General features: G+C 63.8%; 11 protein-coding genes. 6 read left to right on the forward strand and 5 right to left on the reverse strand.

Translation table 11 applies throughout. The annotated features are described in order from the left end of the window. Position 1: 1 nt before the first annotated feature. The 5 genes from hflC (at position 2) to VR71_RS13975 (ending at position 5,411) form a co-directional block, all read left to right on the forward strand. Entirely contained in the window at positions 2–880 is an 879-nt protein-coding gene (gene hflC / locus VR71_RS13955; protein WP_045684896.1) for a protease modulator HflC, read from the forward strand. Beyond that, entirely contained in the window at positions 877–1,074 is a 198-nt protein-coding gene (locus tag VR71_RS13960; protein WP_045684900.1) for a DUF2065 domain-containing protein, read from the forward strand. Before hflC ends, VR71_RS13960 begins: the two co-directional genes overlap by 4 nt. Positions 1,075–1,272: 198 nt before the next feature. Continuing rightward, positions 1,273–2,682, forward strand: a complete 1,410-nt coding sequence (locus tag VR71_RS13965) for a Do family serine endopeptidase (RefSeq protein ID WP_296430433.1) — start codon at positions 1,273–1,275, stop codon at positions 2,680–2,682. Positions 2,683–2,898: 216 nt separating this feature from the next. Next, the gene (locus VR71_RS13970) at positions 2,899–4,242 is read left to right on the forward strand and encodes a mechanosensitive ion channel domain-containing protein (protein WP_045684906.1); all 1,344 of its coding nucleotides are present in this window, start codon (positions 2,899–2,901) and stop codon (positions 4,240–4,242) included. Continuing rightward, positions 4,239–5,411, forward strand: a complete 1,173-nt coding sequence (locus tag VR71_RS13975; protein WP_045684910.1) for a TIGR03862 family flavoprotein — start codon at positions 4,239–4,241, stop codon at positions 5,409–5,411. The genes VR71_RS13970 and VR71_RS13975 overlap by 4 nt, the downstream gene beginning before the upstream one ends. Here VR71_RS13975 and VR71_RS13980 read toward each other — a convergent pair. From VR71_RS13980 to leuS, 4 genes are all read right to left on the reverse strand, one after another. Beyond that, the gene (locus tag VR71_RS13980) at positions 5,387–5,974 is read right to left on the reverse strand and encodes a glutathione S-transferase family protein (protein WP_045684997.1); all 588 of its coding nucleotides are present in this window, start codon (positions 5,972–5,974) and stop codon (positions 5,387–5,389) included. The genes VR71_RS13975 and VR71_RS13980 overlap by 25 nt on opposite strands. A gap of 219 nt (positions 5,975–6,193) precedes the next feature. Next, the gene (holA, locus tag VR71_RS13985; protein WP_045684912.1) at positions 6,194–7,222 is read right to left on the reverse strand and encodes a DNA polymerase III subunit delta; all 1,029 of its coding nucleotides are present in this window, start codon (positions 7,220–7,222) and stop codon (positions 6,194–6,196) included. Further along, the gene (gene lptE / locus VR71_RS13990; RefSeq protein WP_045684914.1) at positions 7,219–7,722 is read right to left on the reverse strand and encodes an LPS assembly lipoprotein LptE; all 504 of its coding nucleotides are present in this window, start codon (positions 7,720–7,722) and stop codon (positions 7,219–7,221) included. Before lptE ends, holA begins: the two co-directional genes overlap by 4 nt. Further along, positions 7,709–10,252, reverse strand: a complete 2,544-nt coding sequence (leuS, locus tag VR71_RS13995; protein WP_045684916.1) for a leucine--tRNA ligase — start codon at positions 10,250–10,252, stop codon at positions 7,709–7,711. The genes lptE and leuS overlap by 14 nt, the downstream gene beginning before the upstream one ends. A 149-nt stretch (positions 10,253–10,401) precedes the next feature. Here leuS and VR71_RS14000 point away from each other — a divergent pair, with 149 nt between their 5' ends. Beyond that, a complete protein-coding gene (locus VR71_RS14000) occupies positions 10,402–11,643 on the forward strand; it encodes a glycosyltransferase (RefSeq protein WP_045684919.1) in 1,242 nt (413 codons plus the stop codon). Here the strand turns inward: VR71_RS14000 and VR71_RS14005 are convergent. After that, positions 11,604–12,056, reverse strand: a complete 453-nt coding sequence (locus VR71_RS14005) for a helix-turn-helix domain-containing protein (RefSeq protein ID WP_009817615.1) — start codon at positions 12,054–12,056, stop codon at positions 11,604–11,606. The two genes, VR71_RS14000 and VR71_RS14005, sit on opposite strands and share 40 nt — an antisense overlap. Between the last annotated feature and the right edge of the window lie 55 nt (positions 12,057–12,111).

The raw sequence follows: 12,111 nt of genomic DNA on the forward strand, positions 1-12,111 counted from the left end.
CATGGGCACTACAAAATTTCTAATCCCCGTTGTTGTCATCCTGGGCTTTTTGGGTCTGTCCTCGGTCTTTGTGGTGGATGAGCGCGAAAAGGCATTGGTGCTGCAATTCGGTCAGATCAAATCCGTGAAGGAAGAGCCGGGCCTGTCGTTCAAGATCCCGTTCATTCAGGAGGTCGTGCGCTATGACGACCGGATTCTGTCGCTCGATACCGACACGATCGAGGTGACGCCGTCGGATGACCGCCGGCTGGTGGTCGATGCCTTTGCCCGCTACCGCATCCGCGATGTGGTGCAGTTCCGGCAGGCGGTCGGCGTGGGCGGTATCCGCGTCGCCGAGGACCGGCTGTCGTCGATCCTGAACGCGCAGATCCGTGAAGTTCTGGGTGCTGATCAGGTGACGTCGGACACCATCCTGTCTGAGGATCGCCGCGAGTTGATGCGCCGCATTCAACGGCAGGCGCAGCGCAGCGCCGAGGGGCTGGGTCTTGACGTGGTGGACGTGCGTCTCAAGCAGACCAACCTGCCCGAGCAGAACCTGGAGGCGACCTTTGCCCGGATGCGGGCCGAGCGCGAGCGCGAAGCCGCCGATGAGATCGCCCGTGGTAACGAGGCGGCGCAGCGGGTGCGCGCCCTGGCGGATCGAACCGTGACCGAAACGTTGTCGGATGCGGAGCGCGAAGCGCAGGTGATCCGAGGCGAGGCAGATGCGGAACGCAGCGCAATCTATGCCGAGGCCTATGGTCAGGACCCCGAGTTCTACGCCTTCTATCGCTCGCTCGAAGCCTATGAGAAGGCGCTGACCGGGGGCAATTCGTCGATGGTTATGACACCAGACAGCGAATTCTTTGACTATCTGCGGTCAGGGACTGCGCCGGAATGATCGAAACCGCGCTTCTTGCGCTGGGACTTGTGCTGATTGTGGAGGGGCTGGTCTATGCGCTGGCCCCCTCACTCATCGAACAGATGCTGGTGGCGCTGAGCGCGCTACCGGCTGAGGCGCGGCGGTTGATGGGCGCGATTGCGCTGGTGCTGGGATTGATCCTTGTCTGGGCCGCCAAGACGCTTGGCGCTTGATTTCGGCGGGGCAAAGAGGTCACATGACCGTGACCTGCTATTGCAACCTTGGCGATCCAGTGCCGGAGACCTACATTCAACAGCAAGAGTGGCACGCGCGTGCCGCCAGTTGCACGAACCAAAGGAGACATTGGTGTGAACACCCAAACGATTTCCGAAACACGATCCAGCGCGCTCAGCCTGCGCGCGCTCTGGGCCATGGCGCTGATGGTGGGTCTGTTGCTGGCGCAGGCACTGGCCGCGCAGGCGCGGCCCGACAGCTTTGCCGATCTGGCCGACAAGATCAGCCCGGCGGTGGTCAATATCACGACCTCGACCGTGGTCGAGCGGGGCACCGGCCCGGCGCCAATCGTCCCTGAGGGATCTCCGTTCGAGGATTTCTTTGAACAGTTTCGCGACCGTCTGGGCGAAGGCGACCGGCCACAACGATCATCGGCACTCGGCTCTGGTTTCGTGATTTCCGAGGATGGCTTTGTGGTGACGAACAACCACGTCATCGAGAGCGCCGACGAGATCATCATCGAGTTCTTTTCCGGCGAAACCCTGCCCGCCGAAGTGATCGGCACCGATCCCAAGACCGACATCGCGCTGCTCAAGGTCAAGGCGGACAAGCCGCTGCCATTCGTCAGCTTTGGCGATAGCGACACGGCGCGCGTTGGCGATTGGGTTCTGGCCATGGGCAACCCGCTGGGTCAGGGATTCTCGCTTTCGGCGGGGATCGTTTCGGCCCGGAACCGCGCGCTGAGCGGCACCTATGACGATTACATCCAGACCGATGCGGCGATCAACCGGGGCAACTCTGGCGGGCCGCTGTTCAATCTCGACGGACAGGTTGTGGGCGTGAATACAGCGATCCTGAGCCCGACCGGCGGGTCGATCGGGATCGGCTTTTCCATGGCCTCGAACGTGGTCAAGCGCGTGGTCGATCAGTTGCAGCAATTCGGCGAGACCCGGCGCGGCTGGCTGGGTGTGCGCATTCAGGACGTGACCGAGGATGTGGCCGAGGCAATGGGGCTGGAAAAAGCCGCAGGCGCGTTGGTCACGGATGTTCCAGAAGGTCCGGCCGCCGAGTCCGGCATGTTGGCAGGGGACGTCATCGTGTCGTTCGACGGTCAGGACGTGACCGATACGCGCAGCCTTGTGCGCACGGTCGGCAATACCGAGGTCGGCAAGACCGTGCGCGTCGTCGTGTTCCGCGAGGGCAAGACTGTCACGCTCAAGATCACGCTGGGCCGCCGCGAAGAAGCGGAAGGCGCCATACCCGTAGCGCAGCCCGGTGAGGATACACCCGAGGCACAGGCCGAAAAGACCATACTCGGTCTGACAGTGACCCCGCTGAACGAAGAGTTGCGCGGCCAGCTCGAGCTCGACAGCAGCGCGACCGGACTGGTCGTGGTGAATATCGACGAGTTGTCGGAAGCCTTTGAAAAGGGCATGCGGGCGGGCGATGTGATCACTGAAGCCGGTCAACAAAAGGTGGCGAGCATTGCCGATCTGGACGACCGGATCGCGGAGGCCAAGGAGGCGGGACGCAAATCGCTGCTGCTCTTGGTGCGCAGTTCCGGTGATCCGCGATTTGTGGCGCTGTCCATCGAGGACGCCAAGTAAAAGGCGCTGACGAAGGCAGAGAAGGCACCCCAAACTGGGGTGCCTTTTGCATTTGAGGCGGTGATGAAGGCCTGAAGGTGACAGTTGCCCCGCGCCCTGCGCGGAATGGGCGCTGTCAGAGCGGGCAAAGAGCGGTTTCCGACAGTTTGACTTGATCCTTGTGCCGCCTGCGGGCAAGAGGATGGCGCGGTTGGGTCAAAGAACAAGGGGTGTGTGATGGACGGGCAGCCGGAGATTGTCGGGCAGGTTCTGGGGTACGCGATACAGGGATGGGATCTGGCCAAGGGCTGGCTCCTGAGCCCCGCCGCCTGGTCACAATTCGGGGTGCTGGTGGTGGCCTGGCTCTTGGCGGTGATGATCACGCGCCGTTTGCGTCCGGCAGTTGCACGCCTTCTGACGCCGCCTGCGGGTCAAGATACTATGATTGCCTCGACGCGGCGCTTTGTCCTCATGTTCCTGCCGCTCTTGATGCCGCTCCTGGCCTATGGCCTGACTGGCATGGGCGAAGGCGTCACACGTCAGATCTTTGGGTCGGGCGATGTGATCGCCTTTGGCAAGCGTCTGTTTCTGGTTCTGGCGGCCCGGCTCTTTGTGCGCGAAATCCTGACCGATCCGTTCCTGCGGATGTTGGGGCGCTATGTGCTGATGCCGGTCATGCTGCTCTATCTTTTTGACCTGCTGGGGTTGGCCAATGCGCGGTTGGCCGCGATTTCGGTCGATCTGGGCAATATCAGCTTTTCGGCGCTGGCGCTCTTGCGCGGCGCGGTCTCGGCGGCGCTCTTGTTCTGGCTGGGCCGGTGGTCCAACAGCCAATCCGAGGATTTCATCAAGCGCCAGCAGGAATTGCGCCCCGCCACCCGCGAACTCGCGATGAAGGCCAGCCAAATCGTGATCTTTGGTGCGGCGTTTCTCTTGCTCATGTCGATCATGGGCATCGACCTCACGGCGATTGCCGTCTTGGGCGGTGCGCTTGGCGTGGGCATCGGTCTTGGTCTGCAACAGATCGCGGCCAATTTCGTCTCGGGCGTGATCCTGCTCTTGGAGGGGCAAACGACGGTGGGCGATTACGTCGTGCTCAATGACGGATCCGAGGGGACCATCGTCAAGATGACCGCCCGCGCCGCCATTCTGGAAACGGTGGACGGGCGCTGGATCGTGGTGCCCAACGAGGATTTCATCACCAGCCGCGTCGTCAACTACTCTGACGCAGGCAAGCGGCACCGCTATGAGGCGGCATTTTCCGTGAGCTACGACACCGATATCACCCTGATCCCGGCGATGGTGGAACCGGCAGTCGCGGCGGTGGATGCAGTGTTGGCCGAAGGGAAATTCGCGCCGGAATGCGAATTGAAGGCCTTTGGCGAAAGCGGCGTTGATTTCTCGGTGGAATACTGGGTCGACGGGATCGAGGACGTGACCGGCAAGTATCAGTCCGACGTGCTCTTTGCGATCTGGAGCGTGCTGCGCGCCCGCGGCGTTGAGATGCCCTATCCGCAGCGCGTGGTGCATCACCGGGGGTTGGCATTGGACCCGAACCTGAGCTTGGCCCCGGTCGCATGACCGACGCTCTTGTCATTGGGGCCGGGCCTGCGGGTCTCATGGCGGCGCGGGAGATGGCGCGCGCCGGGTTGCGTGTCACAGTGGCCGAGGCCAAACCCTCGGTCGGGCGCAAGTTTCTGATGGCGGGCAAATCGGGGTTGAACCTGACCAAGGCGGAAGAGTTCGTGGCGTTCATGGCGGCCTACGGCCCCCGCGCCGACACCCTGCGCCCGATGATCGCGGCGTTCGGACCGGAGGCGGTACAGGATTGGGCGCGCGCGCTGGGGCAGGAGGTCTTTGTCGGATCGACCGGCCGGGTCTTTCCGAAGCTGATGAAAGCCTCGCCGCTTCTGCGCAGTTTCCTTGTGGAATTGACGGGGGTTGGGGTAGAGATTCGCACCCGTTGGCGCTGGCGCGGCTGGGACAATGGCGCGGTATTCGACACGCCGATGGGCGTGCAACGCCTACACCCCACCGTCACGGTGCTGGCCTGCGGCGGCGCAAGCTGGGCGCGGCTCGGCTCGGACGGGGCATGGGCGGCGCATCTCGATCCCACGGCGCTGGCACCGTTCCGCCCCGCCAACATGGGCTTTCTGGTCGACTGGTCGCCGCATATGGCGGCGCAGTTCGGACAGCCGGTCAAGGGCGTGGAATTGCACGCCGGGGCCCTGCGCTCGCGCGGGGAGTTCGTGATTTCCTCCCAAGGGGTAGAGGGCGGCGGCATCTATGAGGTGAGTGCGGCGCTGCGCGATGGCGCGCCGCTCACGCTCGATCTTTTGCCCGACCTCAGCGTGACGCAGGTCACGGACCGCCTGAGCCAGAGCAAGGCCAGCGACAGCCTCAAGAACCGGCTGCGCAAGGCCTTTCGGCTGGATCCTGTGAAACTGGCGCTGGTGATGGAATTTGGGCGGGGTGCTGCGGATTTACCCCGCCTTCTCAAGCGCTTGACCGTACCCCTCGCGGGGCCGCGCCCGATGGATGAGGCGATCTCGACCGCAGGCGGTCTGCGGTTCGAGGCGCTTGATCCCGGGCTGATGCTGCGGGCATGCCCCGGCGTGTTTGCCGCCGGGGAAATGCTCGATTGGGAGGCGACGACGGGCGGCTATCTGCTGACCGCTTGTCTTGCCACGGGACATTGGGCGGGACGGCATGCCGCCGCCCATGCTCAGGAGAGGGCCGAGGCGCGCTGACACGCGGGACGGCCGGACATCATCCCAAGGTAAGCGTTGAGTTTTTCACCGGGATCCGAAAACCCGGCCTTGCCCGCCCATATCAGGCAATGGGCCAGCAGGATGTCGGCGATGGTCATGGTCTCGCCTTGCAGAAAAGGACCGGCCAGCGCGTCGGAGAGGCGCGCGATATTGCGGGCATATTCCCATTTGAGCGAGTCCTTGACCGCCGGCACACGGCGCTCTTCGGGCAGAACAAAGCTGTGGCGCGCGGCGGTCCAGAGCGTGCCGTCGATCTCATCGAGAATCTGATGGGTCAGCGCATCCTGACGCGCGCGGGCAACGGTGCCGGGGGCATGGGTGAATTGCCCGTGCTTGTCGGCAAGATAGGTCATGATCGCGGTGGAATCTGTCAGCACCGCCTCGCCATCGCGCAACGCCGGGATCTTACCCGACGGATTCGCCGCGAGCGCCTCGGGAGAGCCGGATGCAACGGCCAAGTGAGTGTATTGGATACCCATTTCCTCTGCGAGCCAGAGCACGCGAAAGGCGCGGCTGGCACGTGAGCCGATGACGTCATACATGGAATTGTCCTTGTTGAGGTGGTTCATGCGCAGCTTTGCTGCAAAGCGGGACCGCGCGCAATGGGCAAGGGTTTAACGATTTATCAACAGACTGTGCTTAGGCTGAGCGGGAGGGGAGTCGCGCCGGGGCGCGGCATGTGTCGAAAGGGGCGTGGCATGAGGTGGCTCTGGGCGATGATCAAACGGCATGTGGCCCTGCGCCGCACGGGGCCGCCCGGATCACCGCGCGCTGGCGAGCATGGCAAGGCGAATGAGCGCCCGCTCCACAAGCGCCATCTCCGGCGCGCGTTGGGCGGCGGAGCGCAGGGTGAGGTCCGTATCCGTCAGGATTGTCAGCGCCTGTTGCAACCGTTCCGCGCCCCAGCCCTGCGCCTGTCGCAGCATGCGGTCGCGACGCGGCCCGAAAATCGGCGGGCGCATGCGCGCGATGCCCTGCGCCGCCCCTCCGGGATCAGAGGCCGCAGTATAGAGCGCCCGAAAATGCCGCGTGGCCCCGATGCAGAGGCCGACTGGCTGGGTGCCCTGCGCCTTCAACCGCCGCATGACCGGGCCGATTTCGGACGATCGCCCCTCGGCGACGATATTGAGGATATCGTCCAGATCCGCCTCGGTCGAGGCGGGTGCGCAGGCGGCAATATCAGACGCGTTGAGCGGCGTTGCATCGCCCAGTTTATAGAGCGCCAGTTTCTCGACGGTCTGGCGAAAATCACCGGGGTCGAGATCCCGCGCGAGTGCGGTCAGATCAGCCATGACAGGCCCCGGCAGATCGCGCAGACCGGCGCGGGTGAGCGCCGCCTCGATCTCTTCGCGGCTCGGAGGGTCATCATAGAGGCCAACGGCATAGGCATTGGGATGGCTTTCAAACGCCTTGCGGATTTTCGACGTCGCCTTGAGCGCGCCTGCGGTCACGACGATCTGCGCATCCCCTGCCCGCCAATCGCTGAGCGCCGCCAGAATGGCATCGGCGGCGGTATCATTGGCATCCTCGACAAAGGCGGCGCGCGGGCCGGGAAAGAAGCCTTGGGCCTTGACCGCATCCATCAGCGCGGCAGGATCCTTGCGCAGGTCCGCCGCAGGCATCCGGGTGAGGCGCATTTCGGCATCCGCCGTGGGGCCGAGCAGTGCGGCCAGCATTTCCTGCCGTTTGAGCGCCACGCGCATCGCGTCCGCCCCATAGATCAGGAGCCCGGTGCGCTGCGCCTCGGGCTTGGCGAAATAGCGGATGGCATCGCGGGGCGAGAGCTTCATTCCGGCGGCGGCAGGTCTGCGGCCAGAAGGCGGGTCAGCAGTTGATCGGCCAGAATGGACATGAGCCGCGTTTCGGCGTCGCGCTCGGAGGCCTGCACAGCCACGGTGCTGCCGGTCGAGGAATAGCCGGTAAAGCTGTTGACGTCGCCGGAGGTGACAATCGCGCCGGTCTCGAGATCGCGCAGGCTGTAGGCAACGCTGCCCAAGAGGTTAAAGCGCGAGGCCACGTTGTTGCGGTTGATGGCCATGGCCTGGGTGTCGAGGGTGATCGTGTGGCTGAGGGCGTAACGCGGTTGGGTTGCGCGGCCAAGGCGCGTCTCGATTTCCTGCGTGAGCAGATAGCCCGCGCGTGTGTTGGGGGCGTCGACCTCGACCCGCCCCATCAGGGCCGTCCCGGCCCCGCCCGGCCCATAGGCGGGCGCAAAACCACAGGCTGCCACTGCGCCAAGTCCACAGGCCAAGCCCGAGAGCAGAAGGAGGCGACGGTTAAACGACGACATTCACGATCCGTCCGGGGACAACGATGATTTTCTTGGGCTGGGCCCCATCCAGCGCCTTGAGCACAGCATTGTGGGCCAGCGCCAGTTTTTCAACCTCGGATTTCGGCATATCGGCGGGAACGGTGATTTCGCCGCGCCGTTTGCCGTTGATCTGAATGGGTAGAATCACCGTGTCGTCGATCAGCATCTCCGAGTCAGCGATGGGCCAAGGCGCGGTTGTGACCAGCCCCTCGCCCCCCAACATGGCCCAGATATCCTCGGCCAGATGCGGGGTCATAGGCGACATGAGCTGCGCCAAGGCGCGCGCGGCGCTGGTTTTTGCGCCCTGCCCCGCCTGCGATTTGGCGAGCGTGTTGGTGAAGGCATAGAGCCGCGCGATGGCGGCGTTGAAGCCGAAGCTGTCGATGCCCTTGGTGACCTCGTCGATGCATTTGTGCATCTCGCGCAAGAGCGTGTCATCGTCCAGCGTGGCGGGGGCGTCGCTCGCGGCAATCTCGGCGGCGATGCGCCAGACCCGGCTCAGGTGGCGATGCGCGGCCTCGGCCCCTGATGCGGTCCATTCGACGTCGCGCTCGGGCGGGCTATCGCTGAGAACGAACCAGCGGGCGGTATCAGCGCCATATTGCGCGATGATGGTGGAAGGATCGACGACGTTCTTCTTGGATTTCGACATCTTGGCGGAGGGGATGATTTCAACTCCAGTGCCATTCGCCAAACGCCCCTCACTCACCTCTTCGGGCAGGTGATAAACGGGGCGTCCCGCCGCATCGCGGGTCTGGTAGATCTCATGCGTCACCATGCCTTGGGTGAAGAGCGCATCAAATGGCTCGATCGCCTTTTGCGGCAGATGCCCAGTGATCTGCATCGCGCGGGCGAAGAAGCGGGAGTAGAGCAGGTGCAGGATCGCGTGTTCGATGCCGCCGATATATTGGTCGACGTTCATCCAGTACTCGGCCTCGGCCATGTCGGTGGGCGTGGCGGCGTGGGGCGCGGTGAAGCGGGCGTAATACCAGCTTGAATCGACGAAGGTGTCCATCGTGTCGGTCTCGCGCCGGGCGGGCGCAGCGCAGCGCGGGCAGGTGCAGTCGCGCCATGTCGGATGGCGGTCCAGCGGGTTGCCGGGGGCATCAAAGGTGACATCGTCGGGCAGGCGGATGGGCAGGTTTTCCTTGCGCTCGGGCACCACGCCGCAGGTGTCGCAATGCACGACCGGAATCGGGCAACCCCAGTAGCGTTGGCGTGAGAGACCCCAATCGCGCAGGCGGAATTTGGTGACGCCCTGCCCTACGCCATTGGTTTCGCAGAACTCGATCGCGGCATTGACGCCCGCCTCGCCGCTCTGGATTTCCTCGCCCGCGACAAGCCGCGTGTAGCGCACGCGCTCGGATTTGAGCGGCACATAGGGCGAGGCCTCAATGTCGTGATCCCCCTCAAGCGGCAGAAAGGTATCGAGGATCGGCAGGTCGTATTTGCGCGCGAACTCGTGGTCGCGCTGATCGTGGCCCGGACAGCCGAAAATCGCGCCTGTGCCGTAATCCATCAAGATGAAATTGGCGATATAGACCGGCAATTCGCAAGCGGTGTCAAAGGGATGGCGCACGCGCAGGCCGGTATCAAAGCCCAGCTTCTCGGCCTTCTCAATCGCCTCGGCGGTGGTGCCGCCCTTGCGCGCCTCGGCGCAGAACGCCGCCACGTCGGCGCGCTCGCGTTCAAGCGTCTTGGCCAGCGGATGATCGGGCGAAATGCCGACAAAACTGGCGCCCATCAGGGTGTCGGGGCGGGTGGTGTAGACCTCGATCCGGTCATGCCCGTCCGGGCCGTCGATGAGGCCAAAGGCGAATTGCAGCCCGCGCGATTTGCCGATCCAGTTTTCCTGCATCAACCGCACCTTGGCGGGCCAGTTGTCGAGGGTGTCCAGCGCCTCGAGCAGGTCCTCGGCAAAGTCGGAGATGCGAAAGAACCACTGCGTGAGTTCGCGCCGCTCCACCTCTGCGCCCGAGCGCCAACCCTTGCCGTCGATCACCTGTTCATTGGCCAGAACGGTCATATCGACCGGGTCCCAGTTCACGACGGCGTTCTTGCGGTAAACGAGGCCATGTTCCAGAAAGTCGAGGAAGAGCGCCTGTTGCTGGCCGTAATATTCGGGATCGCAGGTGGCGAATTCGCGGGACCAGTCGATGCTGAGGCCCAACGGCTTCATCTGGGCGCGCATGTCGGCGATATTGCTGTAGGTCCAGTCCTTGGGGTGGCCACCCGAGGCCATCGCGGCATTCTCGGCGGGCATGCCGAAGGCGTCCCAGCCCATCGGGTGCAGCACGTTATGCCCCGTCGCGATCTTGTAGCGCGCCACCACGTCGCCCATCGTATAGTTGCGCACATGGCCCATGTGGATGCGTCCCGACGGATAGGGGAACATTTCCAGCACGTAATATTTCGGGCGCGTCTCGTCGCGACGAGCGCGGAAAACCTCGACCGCGTCCCACGCGGATTGCCATTTCGCTTCGACGTCACTGGCTGAATAGCGCGACATGGGGCGAGCCTCTTGCTGATAGGGTTGTTGCAGGGGGTGATAGGCGGTTGGGGCGCGCGGGTCCAGTGGGCGCGCGCAAAAATGCGGGGGGTTTGCGTGGGCGGATGCGCTGATTATAACGGCTGCGGGCAGACCGAGTGCGGATAGACATGAAAATCCTTTTCATCCATCAGAATTTTCCCGGCCAATACAAACATCTGGCCCCGCTTTTGGCGCGGCAGGGGCATGAGTGCGTGGCGCTGACGCTGCGGGTCAAGGAGGCGACCAATTGGCAAGGGGTGCAGGTGATCCCCTATGCCCTGCCCAAGCGGGATGGGCAAAAGCTGCACCCTTGGCTGGTCGATCTTGACACGAAAGTCACGCGCGGCGAGGCGTGCTGGCGGGCGGCGGTCGCCCTGCGGAACCAGGGCTATACGCCCGATGTCATTCTGGCCCATCCGGGTTGGGGTGAATCGCTCTTTCTGCGGGATGTCTGGCCTGAGGCGCGGTTGGGGCTCTATTGCGAACTGTATCATCTCGCGGGTTATCCGCATCTGAATTTCGATCCCGAATTCGCCAGCACGGATATCGAGGCCGAAACGCTGCGCATCCGGATGAAGAACATCAACAACCACCTGCATTTCGAGCAGGGACACGCGGGCATCAGCCCGACGCGGTTTCAGGCGGATACCTTTCCCAGCCCGTTTCGCGAGCGGATCACGGTCAGCCATGACGGGGTCGATACGATTCAGGCCTGCCCCATGCCCGATGTGCGGCTGACGATCGAGGGGCAATGCGACGTGACCCGCGCCGATGAGGTGATCACCTTTGTGAACCGCAATCTGGAGCCCTATCGCGGCTATCATGTGTTCATGCGCGCGCTGCCGCGCCTCTTGCGCGAGCGGCCCAATGCCACGGTGCTGATCGTGGGCGGCGACGAGGTGAGCTATGGCGCGCGCGCCCCCAAGGGCCGGACCTGGAAGCAGATATTCATTGACGAGGTGCGCGGCCGCATTTCCACGCCCGACTGGCAGAGGGTGCAGTTTCTGGGGCGCATTCCCTATGATCAGTTCCTGCGGCTGTTGCAGGTGAGCCGCGTGCATGTCTACCTGACCTATCCCTTTGTCCTGAGTTGGTCGCTGTTGGAGGCGATGTCCTGCGAGGCGGCGATTGTCGCAGGCGATACCGCCCCGGTGCGCGAGGTCATCACGGATCGAGAGACCGGACGGCTGGTGGATTTCTTTGACCGCGATGCGCTGGTGGGTGAGGTTTGTGCGCTCTTGGAGGACGCAGACGAGCGGGCGCGATTGGGCGCCAATGCGCGCGACCTGATCCGCGCGCAGTATGATTTGCGCACGATCTGCCTGCCGCGTCAGGTGAGTTGGGTCGAGGGGCTGGTGTCGCGCGCATGATCCTGAACGCAGAGATCGTGATCCGCCAGTGACGCCAGCACGTAGCAATCGCGCGCGGCGCCGTCGCCCGTGCAGCCCTCTGCGATTCGCGCCAATTCCGACTCGAGCGCGCGCAACCGGCGGATTTTCTCGCGGACCGCGTCCAGTTGGCCCTGCGCGATCCGGGTGGCGCTGGTGCAGGCGCGGTCGGGGTGGTCCTGCAACTCGATCAGCGCAGAGATGGCCTCGAGCGAGAACCCCAGATCGCGGGCGTGCCGGATAAAGCCCAGACGCTCCAACTCGGCATGCCCGTAGCGACGCTGATTGCCCGAACTGCGCAGCGGGGCCGAGAGCAGGCCACGGGATTCGTAATAGCGGATGGTGGGCACCTTGACGCCAGTGCGCGCCGCCAGATCGCCAATCGAGAAAAACATGCAACACCCTCTTGAAGCTCTAGTCACTAGAGAGATTACATTGCCTGTGACGCAA

The sequence above is a fragment of the Roseovarius sp. BRH_c41 genome, assembly GCF_000961715.1.
GTDB lineage: Bacteria > Pseudomonadota > Alphaproteobacteria > Rhodobacterales > Rhodobacteraceae > Roseovarius.